At 54.8% G+C, this 18,993-nt stretch carries 18 protein-coding genes; 6 read left to right on the top strand and 12 right to left on the bottom strand.

All coding sequences use genetic code 11. The features are described 5' to 3' along the window. Positions 1–160 precede the first annotated feature (160 nt). The 3 genes from QSV34_RS04310 to QSV34_RS04300 form a co-directional block, all read right to left on the bottom strand. Positions 161–1,564, bottom strand: a complete 1,404-nt coding sequence (locus QSV34_RS04310) for a hypothetical protein (RefSeq protein WP_289152308.1) — start codon at positions 1,562–1,564, stop codon at positions 161–163. A 142-nt stretch (positions 1,565–1,706) separates the two neighbouring features. Beyond that, positions 1,707–3,062, bottom strand: a complete 1,356-nt coding sequence (locus QSV34_RS04305) for an APC family permease (RefSeq protein ID WP_289152306.1) — start codon at positions 3,060–3,062, stop codon at positions 1,707–1,709. A 121-nt stretch (positions 3,063–3,183) separates the two neighbouring features. Continuing rightward, complete coding sequence (locus QSV34_RS04300) at positions 3,184–4,668, bottom strand: AAA family ATPase (RefSeq protein ID WP_289152304.1); 1,485 nt, start codon at positions 4,666–4,668, stop codon at positions 3,184–3,186. A gap of 118 nt (positions 4,669–4,786) precedes the next feature. Between QSV34_RS04300 and coq7 the strand changes: the two genes are divergently transcribed. Next, complete coding sequence (gene coq7 / locus QSV34_RS04295) at positions 4,787–5,431, top strand: 2-polyprenyl-3-methyl-6-methoxy-1,4-benzoquinone monooxygenase (RefSeq protein ID WP_289152302.1); 645 nt, start codon at positions 4,787–4,789, stop codon at positions 5,429–5,431. 170 nt (positions 5,432–5,601) lie between these two features. Here the strand turns inward: coq7 and QSV34_RS04290 are convergent, their stop codons facing one another. The 3 genes from QSV34_RS04290 to QSV34_RS04280 all read right to left on the bottom strand — a co-directional run bounded on the left by QSV34_RS04290 (position 5,602) and on the right by QSV34_RS04280 (position 9,024). Continuing rightward, positions 5,602–6,579, bottom strand: a complete 978-nt coding sequence (locus QSV34_RS04290; protein WP_289152300.1) for a LysR family transcriptional regulator — start codon at positions 6,577–6,579, stop codon at positions 5,602–5,604. 924 nt (positions 6,580–7,503) lie between these two features. Then, positions 7,504–8,583, bottom strand: a complete 1,080-nt coding sequence (locus QSV34_RS04285; RefSeq protein WP_289152299.1) for a hypothetical protein — start codon at positions 8,581–8,583, stop codon at positions 7,504–7,506. 21 nt (positions 8,584–8,604) lie between these two features. Next, the gene (locus QSV34_RS04280) at positions 8,605–9,024 is read right to left on the bottom strand and encodes an OsmC family protein (RefSeq protein ID WP_289152297.1); all 420 of its coding nucleotides are present in this window, start codon (positions 9,022–9,024) and stop codon (positions 8,605–8,607) included. A 216-nt stretch (positions 9,025–9,240) separates the two neighbouring features. Here QSV34_RS04280 and crp point away from each other — a divergent pair, with 216 nt between their 5' ends. Next, a complete protein-coding gene (gene crp / locus QSV34_RS04275; protein ID WP_289152295.1) occupies positions 9,241–9,927 on the top strand; it encodes a cAMP-activated global transcriptional regulator CRP in 687 nt (228 codons plus the stop codon). Positions 9,928–10,154: 227 nt separating this feature from the next. On the opposite strand, the gene trpC is transcribed toward crp, so the two are convergent. The 6 genes from trpC to rpe form a co-directional block, all read right to left on the bottom strand. After that, entirely contained in the window at positions 10,155–10,958 is an 804-nt protein-coding gene (trpC, locus tag QSV34_RS04270) for an indole-3-glycerol phosphate synthase TrpC (protein ID WP_289152294.1), read from the bottom strand. A 91-nt stretch (positions 10,959–11,049) separates the two neighbouring features. Next, the gene (trpD, locus tag QSV34_RS04265) at positions 11,050–12,066 is read right to left on the bottom strand and encodes an anthranilate phosphoribosyltransferase (protein WP_289152293.1); all 1,017 of its coding nucleotides are present in this window, start codon (positions 12,064–12,066) and stop codon (positions 11,050–11,052) included. A gap of 126 nt (positions 12,067–12,192) precedes the next feature. Then, positions 12,193–12,807: an aminodeoxychorismate/anthranilate synthase component II gene (locus QSV34_RS04260; RefSeq protein WP_289152291.1), complete on the bottom strand. Its 615-nt coding sequence runs from the start codon at positions 12,805–12,807 to the stop codon at positions 12,193–12,195. Continuing rightward, positions 12,791–13,648, bottom strand: coding sequence for an ion transporter (locus QSV34_RS04255; RefSeq protein ID WP_289152289.1), 858 nt, complete (start codon positions 13,646–13,648; stop codon positions 12,791–12,793). Before QSV34_RS04255 ends, QSV34_RS04260 begins: the two co-directional genes overlap by 17 nt. Next, positions 13,648–15,126, bottom strand: coding sequence for an anthranilate synthase component I (gene trpE / locus QSV34_RS04250; RefSeq protein ID WP_289152287.1), 1,479 nt, complete (start codon positions 15,124–15,126; stop codon positions 13,648–13,650). Before trpE ends, QSV34_RS04255 begins: the two co-directional genes overlap by 1 nt. A 307-nt stretch (positions 15,127–15,433) precedes the next feature. Further along, on the bottom strand, positions 15,434–16,117 hold the full coding sequence (gene rpe / locus QSV34_RS04245) for a ribulose-phosphate 3-epimerase (RefSeq protein WP_289152285.1): 684 nt from the start codon (positions 16,115–16,117) through the stop codon (positions 15,434–15,436). 147 nt (positions 16,118–16,264) lie between these two features. Between rpe and hpf the strand changes: the two genes are divergently transcribed. The 4 genes from hpf (at position 16,265) to QSV34_RS04225 (ending at position 18,987) form a co-directional block, all read left to right on the top strand. Continuing rightward, entirely contained in the window at positions 16,265–16,597 is a 333-nt protein-coding gene (gene hpf, locus QSV34_RS04240; protein ID WP_289152284.1) for a ribosome hibernation-promoting factor, HPF/YfiA family, read from the top strand. A gap of 61 nt (positions 16,598–16,658) precedes the next feature. Continuing rightward, positions 16,659–17,855 carry a DUF418 domain-containing protein gene (locus tag QSV34_RS04235; RefSeq protein ID WP_289152282.1) on the top strand — a complete coding sequence of 399 codons (1,197 nt, stop codon included), beginning with the start codon at positions 16,659–16,661 and terminating at the stop codon, positions 17,853–17,855. Then, positions 17,852–18,220, top strand: coding sequence for a DUF2784 domain-containing protein (locus QSV34_RS04230; protein WP_289152280.1), 369 nt, complete (start codon positions 17,852–17,854; stop codon positions 18,218–18,220). The genes QSV34_RS04235 and QSV34_RS04230 overlap by 4 nt, the downstream gene beginning before the upstream one ends. Beyond that, the gene (locus QSV34_RS04225; RefSeq protein ID WP_289152279.1) at positions 18,217–18,987 is read left to right on the top strand and encodes an alpha/beta hydrolase; all 771 of its coding nucleotides are present in this window, start codon (positions 18,217–18,219) and stop codon (positions 18,985–18,987) included. Before QSV34_RS04230 ends, QSV34_RS04225 begins: the two co-directional genes overlap by 4 nt. Positions 18,988–18,993: the final 6 nt, after the last annotated feature.

The raw sequence follows: 18,993 nt of genomic DNA, 5'->3' as shown, positions 1-18,993 counted from the left end.
CCTCTACGCTCGCTGGCAACAGGCTGGTCTGCGTTCTGCTCTCACCTTGGATGTGTCGCATACAAAAATACCCGCATCTGACGATGCGGGTATTTTGGCAGCTCGAACTGCGTTTTCACACAGTCTCCAAATACGCCGGTTTTTTTATTGCCAACCAATATTACCCCGGATACCCATGCAACCCCTTGCGTTTAATCAACTCTAGAACGCGGGGGTCTACCGCCGCCTCCCAAGCACCGGGGCCATCGCTAATGGTGGGGATCAACTCTCTGGCAGAAATACTCAATAGGTTGGGGTCATAACCTTCCGCATCCACCAGTTTTTTGTTGTGAATTACCTGCTGAGCGACGTACTTCAGCTTGTCAGCGAACTGGACATCAGACAGTGTGGTAACCACACCGTCTTTTTCCACCGGATAGACCAGGACATTGGTATTGTCGGCAAACAACTTGCCCAGCCCCTCCAAAGCACCACCTTCCAGGTCGTCGTAGAAATCCAGATCAAACAAGTAGTTTTTCACATCGCTGATTTTCATCAGGATGGCAATGGCTTCTTTGGTATGACGGCGGAACCAGGAACGCAAACTGAAATAGCGCACGTAGTCCGACAACAGCACCGGCAAGCCCATGGCGTTGGCCAACTCAACCCGCAGCAGGAAGTCGCTATCATCCAGTTTGTCATCACTCATCACCTGGGACATAGAGACCTCGGCCAGGCGCACTATTCGCTCTGGGTCCACGCCGGCTTTCTTCGCCAGATGCTGGGTGCCCACATGCTCCATATCAGTGTGCACCAGAGTCGGCAAACGGAAAGAGCTGCGCATCACCGCCACCGGCTTTTTATACAGGAAGTCACGGGGCACCACTGGTGTGCCGGTTTCATCAAACAGAACGGCACGGGTCAACCAGGAATTCACCAAATAGAGATTGGCCAGGCGACTGTCGATATAAGAAAAACCAGGGCCATCAAAATCAATCAGGTCCACCTCAATACGACCCTGGCCTATGCCGTCCAGCAGGGATTCAATCAGCCATTTGGGTTTGTGGCTGTAGTTGTAGGCGGCGTAAATCAGGTTAACACCGAGAATACCCAGCGCCTCCGCCTGCAACTCATTGGTGTTGTCCAACATACGAACGTGGCAAACAATTTCGCAGGGCTCTTCTTTGGGGCGCAATTGCAAACGCACACCAATCCAGCCGTGACATTCGTTGCCGCCTTTGAAACTGCGCGCCGTTACTGTGGCCGCGTAGGAAAAAAACGTAGACATGGGTGGGCGAACTTCTGCCAGACGGTTAACACAGAGGTCAAACTCCAGATTGAGCATCTGATGTACGCGCTCACGGCTTACATAGCGCCCCGCCTTACCGTAGATGGCATCACTCACCGTCATGTCGTAGGCAGAGCTGGTTTTAGCGATGGTTCCCGCTGCCGCACCGGCCTTGAAAAACTGGCGCGCCACCTCCTGGCCAGCGCCGATTTCGACAATGGTGCCGTACTTGTGATCATCCAGATTGATGGACAGGGCTTTTTGTTCGGTAGAGATGTTTTTATCCCGTTCAAGCATGATCTTGTTTCCGATTGTTGTTATGGAGCTACGTTATGGGGCTACGCTCGCCGCGCTATAGGCACAAACTGCGTAAGGTTATCACCATCCCCGGCATCACAAAACTACCTGATGGTGATCAGCGAGGCCGGGTAGCCAGCCCCTATTTTTGTTGAACGCGCGACAGCGCTGCTAATATCAGGCCGAGCAATGCCCAACCAATAACGATTATCCACTCTTGGGGCCACACCAGCGCCGACGGGCTGCCGGGCAAATAAAGGATCAGCAAACCCACAGAGGCCAACAGCGCCAACCAGCCTGTCAGCTGGCTGCGCCCGGCCCGGAATGGCCGCTCCATGCCCGGTTCGCGTTGGCGCAGTACCAGAAAACACACCGCCACAAAGCCGTAAGCCACCACAATCCCCAAGCCACCGGCATTCACCAACCAAACCAGTGCCTTGCGGCCCAGCAGTGGCGCCAGCGCAGAGAGCGCGCCAATCAATAATATGGCATTTACTGGCGTGTGGTAACGGGGGTGAAGGCGCCCCAAAAACGCTGGCAATTGGCCGCTGTGGGCCATGGCGTAAATGGCGCGGCTACCGCCAATCACAAAAGCATTCCAACTGGTGATAATGCCACCAATGCCCGCCACCACCAGCAAAGTGCCTGCCCAGCTGCCATTCCACAGACCGCTGGCCGACTCGGCCACCACCAGGTCGGCATCGCTTCGCTGGTCAGCATCCAACGCCAGGCCCGCACCGATAATAATCAGCACATACCAGGCCACAGCCATCAACACCGAAACCACCAGAACGGTGCCGATGCGTTTACGTGGCAGGTCGATTTCCTCAGCCGCCTGAGGGATCACATCAAACCCCACCAGCATAAAGGGCACCATCATCACCACCGCGGCAATCCCCGGCAGGCCTTTATCAAACAGCGGCTGCAGGTTGTCGCGAGAGCCATTGGCAAAAGCGCCGATAATCAGCAGCAGACCACCCACAAACAACAGTAGCAACATGGCCTGCTGCACCCGTGCCGCTGGCTGTACGCCGAGAATATTGACTGCGGCGATTACCACTGCCCCCAGGGAGCCGATCAACACCCAGCTCAGGTACACATCCCAACCTGCCACTGTCCACAGGTAGTAATACTGAAAGCCCGGCGCCAGATAATCCATAACCGTTGGCAGTGCCACCGCCTCAAACGCCGATACCGACACATACCCCAACACGATGGCCCAGGTGCACACAAAGGAACCCGCTTTACCCAACGCCCGCTGGCTGTAGACGTGCTCGCCCCCAGCCTGAGGCATGGCGGAGGCGAGCTCAGCGTAGGTAAAACCGATAAGCGCCACCAGAGCACCGCCAACCAAAAACGCACTGATGGCACCCAGCGTACCCGCCTCGGCAATCCAGTCACCAGCGAGCACCACCCAACCCCAACCGATCATGGCACCAAAGGCCAGCGCTATGGTTTCGCGATTACCCAGTACGCGGGAGAATTTTGTGTTTGACATGAATCACCCATGATTACGTTATCGTCATTGCGAGCGCAGCAAAGCAATCCAGCGTCTTATAAGACTTTGGTTTTTTAAAGTCACTGGATCGCCACGCTGCGCTCGCAATGACGGCTTAACCCTACACCGCCACCACGCCGCGCTCACTGGCCCAGGCGCGCAATGCAGCAATTCGCTCTGCCATTACCTGGGACAGCGGCGCGGTGTTGTGAATTTCATTGAGCACAGCGGCAGTGACGGGCTCACTGTTACCTGCCTTGGCGGAATAGAGCGTCGCCACAACCACTTGCTCGATTTCCGCACCGGAAAAACCTTCGCTGGCCTGGGCCAACTGCTGCAGGTCAAAATCGTTGCTGCTGAGTGAACGTTTGTCCAGGTGGATGCGAAAGATGTCGCAGCGGGTCGCCAAGTCCGGCAGGTCAACAAAGAACAATTCGTCGAAGCGCCCCTTGCGCACCAGTTCCGGTGGCAACTTGGAAATATCATTGGCTGTGGCCACCATAAACACCGGCTGGCTGCGCTCTGCCATCCAGGTGAGCAAGGTACCTAGCACCCGTTGCGAGAGGGCACTGTCACTGCCGTCGGTGGCCAAACCCTTTTCGATTTCGTCAATCCACAGCACACAGGGGGACATGCGCTCCGCCATGGCCAGGGATTCCCGCAGATTGCGCTCGGTTTCACCGTGGTACTTGTTGTACAGGGCGGCCATATCCAAGCGCAGCAAAGGCACACCCCACACGCCCGCCACCGCCTTGGCGGACAGACTTTTGCCGCCGCCCTGCACACCGGTCAGCAAGATGCCTCGCGGCGGGTCGACATCGCCGTGGTCGCCCAGGAATACTTCGCGACGCTTGTTGAGCCATTCCTTAAGGGTATTCATGCCCGCCACATCGCTGAATTTTTCGGTGCGGTATTCGTAGCTGAGTACGCCGTCCATATCCATCAGCTGGAATTTGGCTTTGTTAATTTCCGGCAAGTCCTCTTCGGTGATGGCGCCGTCGTCAACAATGGCACCGCGCACCAGGCGGCGCACCTCGGAGTGTGTCAGGCCTTTAAGATTGGCCACCAGCTGTTTGAGGGTGGCGTTGTCGGTTTTCACCTTGCGGGAATTGTTGCGTTTCGACCAGTTGGCGGCTTCTTCACGCACCAAGGTAGAAATCTGTTCCTCACTGGGCAGGCTCATGGAGAAGCGCGCCGACAAGCGCGACAGCTCACCGGGCAAGGTCAGACGGTGGCTGAGTAACACAACAGCACTTTTCAATCCGCTGTGGCGGTAGCAGTAGTCCTTGAGCAGGCGAATGTTTTTGGGGTGATCTTCCAACCAGGGGTGAAAGTCGCACAGACAATAAATGCCCGGCTCGGCCTGGTTTTTCAGGTACTCGAGCATCTTCTCCGGCTCTGCGTGCTGGGCAATACTCTGCTGCAACTGCAAACCAAAACCCGCGTTGCGCAGACCGTCGGTCACCGTCCAGCTGAACAGAGGCAGATCCCGCTGGCGCGCCACCCGCTGCAACAGATCGATCGCCCGCCGCTCATCGTGGGTTTCCAGTACCACCAGGGAAATGTGTGCATCGATGACCAGCCCCAGGTCGTTGGCGTCCTGCATCTCGCTCTCCGTTGTTGTTATTGTGAATCATGATTGCTGAAGATCAATTCTACCGGGCTTTTGACCGTTAGCCAGCCCCGTATTTGCTACAATGCCGCTTCAACCATCAGGACACGCCATGAGCCAGCGCACACTCACTGTTTTCGACAAACTATTGACCGAATTTGATGCCGGATTGAGAACGGTGGCAGCCCGCGCGCCCACGCCAACACGCCCATCGCCTGCACAGGCTCGCGATGAGGGCGAGTTGAGCGAGCAACAACGTCGCCATGCCGCCGGGCTGATGCGGGTAAACCACTCCGGAGAGGTGTGCGCTCAAGCGCTGTATCGCGGCCAGGCGCTCACCGCCAAATTGCCAGAAGTGCGCGCAGAAATGGAGCATGCAGCGGATGAAGAAATTGACCACCTTGCCTGGTGCGAACAGCGTCTGCATCAGCTGGACAGTCACACCAGTGTGCTCAACCCCCTGTGGTACGGCATGTCATTCGCCATCGGCGCCGGTGCTGGCCTGATCAGCGACCGCCTCAGCCTGGGGTTTGTCGCCGCCACGGAGGATCAGGTGTGCAAGCACCTGGAAAGTCACCAGCAGCAATTGCCCGCTGAAGACGCCAAAAGCCGTGCGGTAGTGGATCAAATGCTGGAAGATGAGGCGCGCCATTCCCATGCGGCACTGGAAGCAGGCGGCTTGGCGTTTCCGGGGCCAGTAAAAGCGGTGATGACGGCTGTGTCGAAGGCGATGACCAAGACGAGTTATAGGCTTTAGTTGCGGGTTACGCATTTCGGGTTGCGAGCAGTTTTGCGCGTATTTGTCACCCTGAGCGCAGCGAACAAGTATCTCAATACTAGCGGATAACTGTGAGATTCTTCCCTGCGCTCAGAATGACAGAATTCTACCGATCTTCGCGCAACCCGAAACCCGTAACGCGCAACCGATTAAAGAACCAACTCCTGCTGTTCATCTGGCGCTCTTTCACTGCGCATATCGTCAACCACTTGTACTGTTTTGTTGATAATCCAGCGGTGCATGGGTGACGTGGCGGTGCGGCGGTGGCTGACAATGCCCAGTGGAAAGAACGGTTCTACTTGCAGGCTTTCCGGCAGCGGCTTGCGGACAATATCGTAAAATTCCCCTTCCACTTCCAGATCCTGCAAGCTGCCGATCATCAGGCAGTCGGTGTTGTAAACCGTATCCAGTGCAGTCATCAGCTGGGTGGTCACCAGCAGCTTTTCCCTTGTGTAGCCCTGGCGCGCCAACCATTGGTCGAACAATGTGGAAGAGCGGGAAGAAATGGATTCGGTGTTGAGCATGTAATAGTGCACCCACTTGTAGCGCAGCATTCGCTCCACGGTAAGCTCGTCATCCGCCAATGGGTGACCGCGGCGCATCCAGCAGGCCAGAGTAAAGCCGCCCAAGGGCGTGGAATCAAAATCGGAGGGCAACTCTTCCTCACGTTCGATAGCAAAGTCCACCGTACCCTCTTCCAGCTCCTGCACATAGGAACCCAGCTCACTGGCTACCGCCAGGGTAAGGTTGGGCGCTTCCTGGTTAAGAATCTGTACCAGCCGGGGAACGATCAATACAGCGAGAAATTCCGGCATCGCCATACGAACCTCGCCCGTGAATTTCATAGGGCTGATTTCTTTGTTGCGCACCAGATCAGAGACTCTCGCCAACACCTCTGGCAACTGGCGCTGCAACTCCTGTGCCTTGGGTGTGGGCGCCAGGCCGCGACCACTGCGTACCAGCAGAGGGTCACGGTAGAGGTCGCGCAAGCGCTGCAGGGTTTTACTCATTGCCGGCTGGGTAATAAACAGCCGGGCAGCGGCGCGGGTGACATTGCGCTCCTCCAGCAGCACTTGCAGAGACACCAGCAAGTTAAGATCCACGCGGGAAAGAGTGACCGGATCCATAAATAACCTTCAGTTATTTAAAAAATAAGAACAATACATTTTCATTATCCCCAACCGATAACAATAATGCCAGCCATTCAACGGTTACTCGATGTGACGGGAGTCTGAAAATGATCGCCATCTACCTAATTAACGCCGCCACACAGCTTGCACAACATGCTTTTGGCGCAACCAAGCCGCAATCGAACGACAGCGGCGAGTAAATATATTACGGGCGCAACAAGCGTCGCCCGGCAAACAATTTTATCCTACCCCTCCTAACCTTGGATTTGGCGAGAAGCGACAGCTTCTCGCTTTTTTTGCTTCTATTTCAGGAGCAACGAATAGTTTAATTCCTTAAAGTTATATTAAAAATAAAATCAATACATTTTATTTATTTTTAAACTCCACCTATATTACCCGTCATCCAACAACCCAAAGGATCAAAGAGCAACCCATGTTAATCATGACCATTATGCTCGCCATTTCAGGACTACTCGGCTCGGCAATTGCCTGGGACGACCTGAAGCACAGCCAGGAGAGCAACCCCAAAAACGAAGCCTGACCCCTCACAGACCAGGCTGAATTGAAGAAATCAGGGAGTAATTGCGGAATAATAACTCGCAGTTATTCGAAACATAAAACCAATACATTTTTGTTATTAGGATCAGATCTGTATTGTTACACCCATGACATCGGCCAACCAAACCTAAGGAGGTAATCGCCATGTTTATTATGACTGTAATGTTTGCCATTTCCGCACTACTGGGTTCGGCGATCGCAATAGATGATTTAAAACCTGCTATCGAACAAAAAGGCTCTCAAGCAGAAGCCTCTTAAGAAAGTAAGAGCAGGCCAAACAGTTTACCTACCCTCCTATCCAAACTATTTTGGATTTTTTGCCGGAAACATCTTGTTTCCGGCTTTTTTTTGCCTTTTTTCTGCTTATTCGGGCTTTTTCAGCTGCATTCGCTTCGGCTGAGGATTGAAATCTACCGTGTAATTGAGTTTTTTGGTGGTGTACTGTTTTTTGGCTTTTGCAATGTTATTACGTACCTCGTACCAGACTTTCAACACCACCCAGCCATTTTTCTTGCCGACATCACCGCCGCCAGCGCCAGCTGACAACGTCTTGCCAGGTTCCTGCTGACGAACATAGTGAGTAAAGCGCATCTGCTGAGTGCCCGCCTTATCAAAGGCTATGGTGCGCACCGGGCTTTCAAAGCCGCCACTGCCCACCATCTGGGCTTTTATTGTGCCCGCTCCTGTCACAGTAATATTGCCCACTAACTGCAAGCGCTGAGGGCTTTTGCCAACCAGTGTTGTATCCACCGCAGTCAAAGTTGCAGATTTAAAGATGCTGGTGGTTTCGCCGACATCTGGCTTGCCCGGTCTGGTAGAGGTGCCAGGCTTGGGACGATCCACATTGGGATTTGCCGCGCAGTAAACCCAGACACCCAGCTTGGCCTTGTCACCATCCACCGCACCCTTAAGGATGTTGTGAGAACAGAAAACCGTACCCTGAGCCTCGGCCACATCAGGCATATAGAGGGTGAAGCCCTTTTTGACTATTTGCTTCTTTGAACGATTGTGTTCCAGGCTCAAAGTCTTGAGGTGATGATTGCACCAACTGACGGGGGCCAGGCCAGCAATGCCACTGTAGGGCACTTTTATCTGGGCGTAACCGGTTTCAAAACCACCACCCTTGTCACTGCCACTGGCGGTCTCTCCAGCCAGCTTGACACTGACACTACTGACCTTGCGCTTGCCGCTACAGGAGGCCGTGTATTTGGTGAGAAATGGCAGCTTCTTATGGGTGTTGGCCACATGGTTATAGGTAGTACCAGACTCTGCATACACTTTGATAACCGGGCCATTGATGGGCACCCGGGGGCCATAGGCAGGGTCTTTGGCCGCCATTTTATAGACACCCTGCTCCAGCTTTAGATTGGCATTCTTGCCCGCCTGCACAGGCAAAGTGGCCAGCGCTAGCGCACAGGCAGCAACGGCAGGCAGTGTTTTCATGATCCCCCCAAGCTGATTGTTTTATTGCCCCACTATTTCATGGCTGTGGGTGATGGTTACCCCTCCCTCTTGTAACATTATAGACGCCGAGCAGTATTTCTCTGCGGACAGCTTGACCGCCTGCTCCACCGCCTTTTCCGACAAGTTGTCGCCACTGACCACAAAATGCAGGTTGATATGAGTGAATACCGCAGGCACAGCATCGGCTCGCTGGGCTTCCACCTGGCAAACGCAATCGCTGACCGCCTGGCGGCGCTTTTTGAGAATGCTCATCACATCAAACGATGAACAACCACCCACCCCCAGCAGCAGCATTTCCATGGGGCGCGGCCCCTTGTTTTCGCCGCCGTGATCTGGCGGGCCGTCCATGACCACTTCGTGGCCGCTGCCGGATTGACCCACAAACAGGGCATTGCCGCCCCAGGAAACTGTTACTTGCATTGCATTTGCTCCGTTGAACTGCCTACGTAAAAAGTATGAACACCCAGGTAATTGCCGATTATTCTGCTTTATTTTCCATAACGAGCTACAGTTCACAGAACAAACGTGCTTTACTTAACCGTCAGAGTGTCAGCCAGTTTGTGAAGATAGACGGTGAAAAATAGTCCCGCGACTATCTACAACTATCTTCCATAATAAGAACCTGGCGGCACGCTTATGACGACTTTCAAATTCGCACTCGACGTAAAAGAAGAAAGGAGCGAAGACGACGTGAGCCCTGCCCCCATCACTCCCCACATCCCCAATGTTGAGCAGTTCCTTATTCACTGCCACCGCCGACGCTATCCCGCCAAGAGTACCATTATTTACGCTGGCGACGAGAGCGATACCCTGTACTACATCACTAAAGGGTCGGTGACCGTGCTAATTGAAGACGACGACGGTCGCGAGATGATTGTCGCCTACCTCAATGAAGGGGACTTCTTCGGCGAAATGGGTATTTTCGGGCAGAACGACCGCAGCGCCTGGATTCGCGCCAAGGTGGAGTGTGAGGTAGGGGAAATCAGCTACTCCAAATTTCACGAAGTGGCGAAAAGTCACCCGGAATTTATGCACGCCATCGGCTGCCAGATTGCCAAGCGGCTACGCAACACCACCCGCAAAGTGGGCGACCTGGCATTTATGGACGTGACTGGCCGGGTAGCCCGCACCCTGCTGGATTTGAGTAAAGAACCGGATGCCATGACCCACCCGGACGGCATGCAAATCAAAATCACCCGCCAGGAAATCGGCCGCATCGTCGGCTGCTCCCGCGAAATGGTCGGCCGGGTATTGAAAAACCTCGAAGATGAGGGGCTGGTGCATGTGAAGGGTAAGACGATGGTTATATTCGGTACGCGCTGACGCGCTGCGGGTTACGGGTTACGGGTTACGGGTTACGGGTTACGGGTTACGGGTTACGGGTTGCGAGCTACGGGCTGATCGAGCGTAACTAAAACTCAAACCTTATACTTCACTTCATTAATAAAAAAGGCAGCTAAATCAGCTGCCTTTTTTAATTCCTATCGTTCAATGTAGGTCGGGCTTTAGCCCGACAAAGTTGCTCATCGGCCTGAAGACCGACCTACACGTCAAGCAAACAACTCTGCAAGTTTCGCCCCTGGCTCCTGCGCCCTCATAAATGCCTCACCCACCAAAAATGCGTTGATATGGTGCTCGCGCATAGCAGCCACATCGTCAGCTGTGTGAATGCCACTTTCAGTCACCACAATCTTGTCGTCGGGAATCATGTCCAGCAGGTCAAATGTGGTATTCAGTGAGGTATCAAAAGTGTGCAGGTTGCGGTTGTTGATGCCCAGCAGACGATTGTCCAGACGCAGTGCGCGTTCGCACTCTTCCGCATTGTGCACTTCCACCAACACACCCAACCCCACCTCTTGGGCCAAACCATTGAGGTCGGCCATCTGTTGGTCTGACAGGCAGGCGGCAATCAGCAAAATACAGTCGGCGTCCAAGGCACGGGCCTCGACTACCTGAAACGGATCAATGGTGAAATCCTTGCGCAGCACAGGCAAGCCAACACTATTTCGAGCCGCTATCAGGTATTCGTCCGCACCTTGGAAAAAATCGATGTCAGTAAGTACTGACAAACAAGCTGCGCCGTATTTTTCATAGCTTTTAGCGATCTGAACCGGGTCAAACTGCTCGCGAATCACCCCTTTGCTAGGGGAGGCTTTTTTTACTTCGGCAATGACCGCGGATTGGCCATTGGCCAGCTTGCCTTGCAACGCAGCCACAAAGCCGCGGGCAGGCGGTTGGTCGGAGACCCGGGCGCGCATATCTGCCAGTGAAGTAGCCGCCAAACGGGCGGCCACTTCCTCTTGTTTGCGGGCGACGATCTTTCTTAAAACGGTCGGTGTATCTATGTTGGTCATTGCGCTCTTTCTACCTTGCGATGTAGGTCGGCCTTCAGGCCGTCGAACCACTTAAAACTAATACGCCTTACTTGACGGCCTGAAGGCCGACCTACAGCGTACTGGATAGGCTTGCCAGTTGATTCAGTTTTTCCAAAGCAGCGCCAGATTTGATAGCCGTCAACGCACACTCCACACCGATCAGCAGGTCTTCGGCAACACCAGCGACGTATAACGCCGCACCGGCATTCATCGCCACCATCTGCGCAGCGGGGTGACCAGCATCGGTTAACGCTGTTTTCACCATCGCCAAACTTTCCTCGGCGTCAGCCACTTTCAGCGGATCAAGGCTGGAACGCGGCAAGCCGAAATCTTCAGGTGAAATCTGGTATTCAGTGACTTCACCGCCTTTCAGCTCGGCCACCCAGGTTTCTGCCGCAATACTGATTTCATCCAGGCCATCAGCGGAGTGCACCACCAATACGTGCTGCGTACCCAGCTCGCGCATCACCTCCGCTACCGGGCGCAGCCAGTCGCGACTGAACACCCCTAACAACAAATTGGGTACCGACGCTGGATTGGTGAGCGGCCCCAGCAGATTAAATACGGTGCGTGCACCCAGCTCGCGGCGCGGGCCAATGGCGTGTTTCATGGCAGCGTGGTGGTTAACCGCAAACATAAATCCTACGCCCACCTGCTCAATACACTGCTTCACCTGATCGGCACTGAGGTTCAGATTAACTCCGGCGGCTTCCAGCAGGTCGGCACTACCGGATTTACTGCTCACCGAACGGTTGCCGTGTTTGGCCACTGTGGCACCAGCGGCGGCGGCCACAAACGTAGACGCGGTAGAGACATTAAAGGTGCCGGCGCTGTCGCCACCGGTGCCAACGATATCCACCAAATGATCCGCAGTCACTTCTACAGGCGTTGCCAGTTTTCGCATTACCGTGGCAGCACCGGCGATTTCATCGACGGTTTCGCCTTTGGCTCGCAACGCCACCAAAAAACCACCGATCTGAGCATCGCTGCACTGGCCAGTCATGATTTGTTGCATCACATCCTGCATCTCGGTGCGGGTGAGATCAGTGTTGTTCAGTAGCGCATTGATCGCGTCTTTGATATTCATGGTCGTCTCTCGCAAACCGTCATTCCCGCGAAGGCGGGACAAAAGCACAAAGTGCGTTGGGCGCCCGCAGGGCGAGCGAAGCGTACAATCCATAAGCCTCAATATTTAAAGGCTTTAGCGCCATATTCAAGATGGATCCCCGCCTTCGCGGGGATGACGAATACTCAATTCCAAAAAATTCCTTAACAAATCGTGGCCATGCTCGGTAAGAATGGACTCTGGATGAAACTGCACACCTTCTATACCCAGTTCCCAGTGGCGCACGCCCATTATTTCGTCCAGGCTGCCATCGTCATTTTCAGTCCAGGCAGTGACCTCCAAACACTCCGGTAGAGTTGCCTGGTCGATTACCAGTGAATGGTAGCGTGTCACGGTAAACGGGTTGCTCAAGCCTTTGAAAACACCGCTGTTGTTGTGATGCACCAACGAGGTTTTGCCGTGCATCACCTGTTTGGCGCGCACAATTTTGCCACCGAATGCCTGGCCAATACTCTGGTGCCCCAGGCAAATACCCAGCAGGGGGATTTTTCCTGCAAAGCGTTCAATGGCTGCCACCGATACACCTGCCTCGTTAGGTGTGCAGGGGCCGGGGGAAATCACAATACGCTCCGGTGCCAACTGTTCTATATCGTCAACGCTCAACTCGTCGTTGCGCACCACTTTCACCTCAGCATCCAGCTCCGCCAAGTACTGCACGACGTTGTAAGTGAAGGAATCGTAGTTATCAATCATTAACAGCATGCAGAGTGCCCTCTTCTTTTTGCGCAGCCGCAACTCCGCTGGCTTCCAGACGTACATGCAAACGTGCCAGCGCATCCTGTGTATCGCGCAGCTCTTTTAATATTTCATCGTGGGTGGGTGCCGTACGCAGCTGGCGCAGTTTTTCCGCCTTGGCCTCATCCAGGTTATTGAGTACCACGGCGATAAACAGGTTGATCATCACAAAGGTGCCCAGCACCACAAAGCTGACAAAGTACACCCAGGCCCAGGGCTTGGCGGCCATGGCGGTGTACATAATGTCTGTCCAGTCTTCCAGAGTGACAATACGGAACAGGCTGAGCAAGGCGATGGGCAAGTCCTTCCAGTGGGTGGGGTCGACATCGTGAAACAGGTAGAAGCCCGCTACCGCATAGATGTAAAACAGCACGCACAGCAGAATCGCCACGTGCCCCATGCTGGGCAGTGAACGCAGCAAGGTATCGACGATCAAGCGCAGTTCCGGAAAGGCGGATATCAGGCGCAACACCCGGAACAGCCGGGCAAGGCGAGCCAACATCGCCAGTTCGCCGGAATCCGGCGCAATACTCAGCAAGATAATTACAAAATCAAAGCAGTTCCAGCCACTTTTAAAGTAGTCGAACGGCCGGGGCCAACACGCCATCATCTTCAGCAGCGCCTCGGCAATAAATGCCACCAACACCACCTGGTAAAGCACCACAAACCAGTCGTGGTAACCAGACGCCAATGAGTCCCAGGTTTCCATACCCACGGCGATGCCATTGAGTATGATCAGGCCAATAATAAAACCCTGAAAACGGCCCGATTCTGTCAGACGCTGGGCAAAAGCTGTCAATCCAGGCATTAGTCTGCTGCTCCTTGAACCATAGCCACCGCACGCATCATGGCCCGTGCTTTGTTCATGGTTTCTTTCCATTCCAGTGCGGGCACGGAATCTGCGACAACGCCGGCACCCGCCTGCACATGGAGTTTGCCGTCTTTAATCACCGCGGTACGAATAGCAATGGCGGTGTCCATATTGCCGTTCCAGGACAGATAGCCAACCGCGCCACCGTAGACGCCACGCTTCACCGGCTCTACCTCGTCGATAATTTCCATGGCGCGAATTTTCGGCGCGCCGCTCAAGGTGCCCGCCGGGTGCGCAGCACGCAGTACGTCAATGGCGCTGATACCGGGTTTCACCTGGCCGGTGACGTTGGAGGTAATGTGCATGACGTGGGAGTAGCGCTCCACCACCATTTTTTCAGTCACTTTCACCGTGCCGGTTTGTGATACCCGGCCGGCGTCGTTGCGGCCCAGGTCGATCAGCATCAGGTGCTCGGCGATCTCTTTGGGGTCATTGAGCATATCCTGCTCCATGGCCAGATCGTCTTCTTCGCTGCGGCCGCGGCGGCGAGTACCGGCAATGGGACGCACGGTGACATGGCCATCTTCAAGACGCGCCAGAATTTCCGGCGAGGAACCGGCTATCTGGAATTCACCCAAATCAAGAAAGTACATATAGGGCGATGGATTCAGGCAGCGCAGTGCCCGATACAGGTTGAGTGGCTCAGCGCGAAACTCTGCGGTCAGCCGTTGCGATGGCACCACCTGCATGCAGTCACCAGCAAGAATGTACTGGTGAATTTTCTCCACGATCCCTTCAAATTCCTGTTGCCCAAAGCCAGAAGTAAAGGCTTGTTCGCAGGCCTCCTCGCCATCCAGGGAAATAGCCCCCAGCTCCGGCAATGGGTTGTGCAGCTGTTGCTCCAGTTGGTCGATGCGGGCATGGGCTCGGGCTTCGGCATCCGCTTCAGCCGGGTCCACATGGACAATCAAAATCAGCTTGCCCGCCAGGTTGTCGAACACCAGCACTTCATCGGACACCATCAGCAGGATATCCGGCGTGCCCAGCTCGTCCGGCGGGCAACCCGGCGCCAGACGTGGCTCCACGTAACGCACACAGTCGTAGCCAAAATAGCCCACCAGGCCACCGTTCATGCGCGGTAGTTGTGGCAAGTCCGGGGCACGAAAGCGCTGCTGAAACTGCTCCACAAAGGACAGTGGATCCGTGGCTTCGCACTGCTCCACCACTTCGCCATCTGTTTCCACAGTCACCCGGTTGCCGTACACCTTGAGCACCGTGCGCGCAGGCAGTCCGATTATGGAATAGCGGCCCCAGCGCTCACCACCCTGTACCGATTCAAACAGGTAGGAATAAGGCCCGCGGGCCAGCTTCAGGTAACTGGAAAGCGGGGTTTCTAAATCCGCCAGTACTTCCCGCACCACCGGAATGCGGTTGTAGTTCTGCGCCGCCAGATCTGCAAATGGAGGGATGTTCATGGTTTTTTGGTGCCCTGCCCCGGCCATAACCGGCCAAGGATACTGAATATTGAAAAGGTTACGTAAAAGCGATCAGAGGCTGCGCCAAACACACAGCACGAAATCACCGGCGGCGCCATCGCCCGGTGTGAGGGGAAGTGCTGTCAAATGCAGTGAACGGCATTTGGAATCTCCATAAATCGGAGGGGATTGTAGCTGAGCCGCGGGCTACTGGCTACGGGCAGCGAGCAGATTGAAACAGTTGTCACCCTGAGCGCAGCGATAACAACGCTCGATCCGCCCGAAGCCCGTAGCACACGGCTCGTAGCTAAGCCTTGGCAAGCTCTTCTCGCATACGGTCAATCTTGTCCCGGTACACCGCCTCGCCAGCCCCTCCCTTGCCGAAAATGGCTGAGCCCGCCACAAAGGTATCGGCACCGGCAGCGGCAATTTCACGGATATTGTCGGCGGTGACACCACCATCAATTTCCAGGCGAATATCGTGGCCGCTGGCATCAATCAGGGCACGGGCCTCACGCAATTTGTCCAGGGTACCGGGAATAAATTTCTGGCCGCCAAAACCGGGATTCACCGACATCAACAGCAGCATATCCATCTTGTCCATCACGTGTTTGACCGGTTCCAGAGAGGTGGCGGGGTTCAATACCAGACCGGTTTTGCAGCCCAGATCGCGGGCCAGTTGCAACGAGCGATCCACGTGGCGTGATGCCTCTGGATGGAAGGTAATGTAAGTAGCACCCGCATCGGCAAACATGCGGATCAAATCGTCTACCGGCTCCACCATCAAATGCACATCAATGGGCGCCTCAATGCCGTAGTTGCGCAATGCCTTGCATACCATGGGGCCAATAGTCAGGTTAGGCACGTAGTGGTTGTCCATCACATCGAAATGAACGATATCGGCACCGGCACGGAGCACGGTTTCTACCTCGTCACCCAGGCGGGCAAAGTCGGCAGAGAGAATGGATGGGGCTATTTTATAGTCTGGCATTTGCTTACCTGGAGCTTGACTGACAGGCCGCCATTATCCCCGTGACACAGGTCAAACTCCATTGTTTTTCAAGAAACAGCACTTGAAAGTTCCCCAGATTGCCCTAAGGTTAGTAATGCACACTAATAGAAAGAGAAGGATAAGACTATGAAACTGGATCTGTCTGGGCACCATGTCGAAATCACCGAAGGCCTCAGAGAAGCTGCCAACAATAAATTTTCCAATATCAAATCTCACTACCCCGACGTCACCAATCTCTCCCTGATTCTTACCGTCGAACGCCATGAACACAAAGTAGAAGCCAACACCAGCTACAAGGGGACACCGATAGCAGTACGGGCTTCCAACGACGACATGTACGCTGCCCTGGCAAGCGCATCCAGCAAACTCAGCGCCGCTCTGGCCCACCGCAAAGGCTCCGCCAGTGCCGGGCGCCATAAAAAACCCGAATACCAGATGGAGGCCGGCGCTGCCGAGTAGCCTCACCTGACAAACCAAAGAGCCCCGCAGCCAGCGGGGCTTTTTTGTGAAGGAACACAACATGACAACACCTCAGCGTATCCACAGCCTCGACAGTATTCGCGGTATCGCCATGCTCGGCATTCTGTTTATGAACATTGCCGCCATTGCCCTACCCGACGCTGCCTACGTCAACCCCTGCTGGCGCGATGGTTCCTGTACCTCCACCGACCTTTGGGTCTACAGTTTTCAGCAGCTGTTCTTCGACGCCCGCTTTATGACCCTGTTCTGCCTGATGTTTGGCGCAGGAATGGCTCTGCTGTGGCAAAAGCTGAACGACAAAAACTACCCCGCCAAGCGAGTGCTTGTGCGCCGCTTGAGTTGGCTGTTGCTGTTTGGCGCACTGCACGGAATATTTATATGGCAGGGCGACATTTTGATCAGTTACGCCCTGGCAGGCTTGTTGGTTGTGGTCACCAAGATGCTGCAACGCCAGCCAAAAACACTGATAACTGTTGGCGTCTCACTGTTTATTGCCGGGCACGTATTTATCGGCATCATATGGCTGCTTTACCCGTGGATTCCGGAGGATATGGCGGTGGAGTTTGCCGCTGGCTACACCCTCTCCCCGGATGAAACAAGCGACCAGATAGCGTTGTGGCAAGGGCCCTATTCAGGTCAAATTTATGAGCAATTTCTGGCCGTACTCGAACTGCTGTTCGGCACCGTTTTTACCGGCATGTTCCTGATCTGGTTTGGGCTTATGATTCTCGGCATTGCCCTGTACAAGCTGAACATATTCCACCGCGGTTTGGCCCCAGCTTTACAGTGGGGGCTATTGGCTATCGGCCTGGGGTTAAGCGGCATTAACCTGGCATTGGCGTGGGACAACCAGTTCCAATCAGCACGCAACCTCTACTCCGCATGGAATACCATGGCGGCACTGCCTGTGGCCCTCGCCTACCTGTCACTACTGGCCCGCTGGTGCCACAAGCATCAAAGGGCGATCCCCATGGTCAGCGCGGTAGGTCGCATGGCATTTACCTTCTATATTTTTCAGTCGATGACCATGGTGTTGCTGTTTCGCTGGATCGCTCCGGAGCTTTACGGGCAGCTGGATCGCTTGAGCCTGTTTGCCGTGGCGCTGGTCATGACCGCCCTGCAAATCACACTGGCCAACCTGTACCTGCGAAAGTGGCAACAAGGCCCACTGGAAAAAGGCTGGCGCTATTTGACCTATCGCGGCGTAAAAGCCAGTGGTAACGAGCAACAGTTATGATCTATAACCTGCTGGCGGATCTGGTGGTGGTATTTCACCTGCTGTTTATCGTCTTTGTGATTGTTGGCGCGCTGCTGGTACTGCGCTGGCGGTCAGTAATGTGGCTGCACCTGCCCGCTGTAGTCTGGGTAGCCATTCTGGAATTCAACAGCCTGATTTGCCCCTTAACGCCCCTGGAAAACCACCTACGCCAAGCTGCCGGGCAAGCGGGTTATCAGGGCGGTTTTATCGAACACTATCTGATACCCATCATCTACCCCAGCGGCCTGACACCCAACATTCAGATGCTGCTGGGCATTGCCGTGCTGGCAATTAATGTGCTCATATATACCGTGCTGGCCTGTCGATGGAGGCGTGGAAAATGAACTGGCTAATCAAGCTGTGCTGTATTGCCGCCACGGTTTACCTGGCAATCGGCGGTTTGTTATATCTGGGTCAGCGCCACCTGCTCTACCACCCGACTCCGCCTCAACACTTGCCCGACAACATTGAAGTACTGCCACTGGCCATAGAGAATGGCAGCGAAAAACTGCTGCGCCTGAACCCCGGCCACAACAGAGCATTGCTTTACCTGGGAGGCAATGCGGAGCAAGTGGCCAACAGCGCACCGCAACTGGCGGAGCAGCTGCCAAATCACACCATCTATCTGCTGAATTACCGAGGCTACGGCGGCAGTGATGGCAAACACAGTGAACAAAACCTCTACCGCGACGCCACCAGCAGTTATGAACTGATCGCGCGGCAACACAGCCATATTGCGGTCATGGGCCGCAGTTTGGGCACAGGCATCGCTACCTACCTGGCCAGCCGGGAAAATGTGGAGCGCCTGGTGCTGATTACTCCCTACGACAGCATTACCGCTGTGGCCCAGCGCCACTATCCGTTATTTCCGTTACAGCTGCTGATCAAGGATCGCTACGATTCACTGAGCCGAGCCAACGCCATTGATACGCCCACCCTGATTATGATCGCCGAGCAGGATCGGGTGATTCCACCTATACACGCCCGCAGGCTTGCGGACGCACTGCCGCCAGAAAACACATCCGTGGAAATCATCCCCGGCAGCGACCACAATTCCGTTGCTCAACACCCCCGCTACTGGTCGCTAATTGGCGACTTTTTGCAACATTGAGAGAAC

The sequence above is a fragment of the Porticoccus sp. W117 genome (genome assembly GCF_030341905.1).
Classification (GTDB): domain Bacteria; phylum Pseudomonadota; class Gammaproteobacteria; order Pseudomonadales; family Porticoccaceae; genus SCSIO-12696.
Note: the sequence above shows the minus strand (reverse complement) of the source record. Positions and strands in the feature narration are given on the sequence as shown.

Excerpts from the sequence above, each read along its gene's own strand:
- QSV34_RS04310 (WP_289152308.1), bottom strand. The coding sequence starts at position 1,564 with ATGCTTGAACGGGATAAAAACATCTCTACCGAACAAAAAGCCCTGTCC.
- QSV34_RS04305 (WP_289152306.1), bottom strand. The coding sequence starts at position 3,062 with ATGTCAAACACAAAATTCTCCCGCGTACTGGGTAATCGCGAAACCATA.
- QSV34_RS04300 (WP_289152304.1), bottom strand. The coding sequence starts at position 4,668 with ATGCAGGACGCCAACGACCTGGGGCTGGTCATCGATGCACACATTTCC.
- coq7 (WP_289152302.1), top strand. The coding sequence starts at position 4,787 with ATGAGCCAGCGCACACTCACTGTTTTCGACAAACTATTGACCGAATTT.
- QSV34_RS04290 (WP_289152300.1), bottom strand. The coding sequence starts at position 6,579 with ATGGATCCGGTCACTCTTTCCCGCGTGGATCTTAACTTGCTGGTGTCT.
- QSV34_RS04285 (WP_289152299.1), bottom strand. The coding sequence starts at position 8,583 with ATGAAAACACTGCCTGCCGTTGCTGCCTGTGCGCTAGCGCTGGCCACT.
- QSV34_RS04280 (WP_289152297.1), bottom strand. The coding sequence starts at position 9,024 with ATGCAAGTAACAGTTTCCTGGGGCGGCAATGCCCTGTTTGTGGGTCAA.
- crp (WP_289152295.1), top strand. The coding sequence starts at position 9,241 with ATGACGACTTTCAAATTCGCACTCGACGTAAAAGAAGAAAGGAGCGAA.
- trpC (WP_289152294.1), bottom strand. The coding sequence starts at position 10,958 with ATGACCAACATAGATACACCGACCGTTTTAAGAAAGATCGTCGCCCGC.
- trpD (WP_289152293.1), bottom strand. The coding sequence starts at position 12,066 with ATGAATATCAAAGACGCGATCAATGCGCTACTGAACAACACTGATCTC.
- QSV34_RS04260 (WP_289152291.1), bottom strand. The coding sequence starts at position 12,807 with ATGCTGTTAATGATTGATAACTACGATTCCTTCACTTACAACGTCGTG.
- QSV34_RS04255 (WP_289152289.1), bottom strand. The coding sequence starts at position 13,648 with ATGCCTGGATTGACAGCTTTTGCCCAGCGTCTGACAGAATCGGGCCGT.
- trpE (WP_289152287.1), bottom strand. The coding sequence starts at position 15,126 with ATGAACATCCCTCCATTTGCAGATCTGGCGGCGCAGAACTACAACCGC.
- rpe (WP_289152285.1), bottom strand. The coding sequence starts at position 16,117 with ATGCCAGACTATAAAATAGCCCCATCCATTCTCTCTGCCGACTTTGCC.
- hpf (WP_289152284.1), top strand. The coding sequence starts at position 16,265 with ATGAAACTGGATCTGTCTGGGCACCATGTCGAAATCACCGAAGGCCTC.
- QSV34_RS04235 (WP_289152282.1), top strand. The coding sequence starts at position 16,659 with ATGACAACACCTCAGCGTATCCACAGCCTCGACAGTATTCGCGGTATC.
- QSV34_RS04230 (WP_289152280.1), top strand. The coding sequence starts at position 17,852 with ATGATCTATAACCTGCTGGCGGATCTGGTGGTGGTATTTCACCTGCTG.
- QSV34_RS04225 (WP_289152279.1), top strand. The coding sequence starts at position 18,217 with ATGAACTGGCTAATCAAGCTGTGCTGTATTGCCGCCACGGTTTACCTG.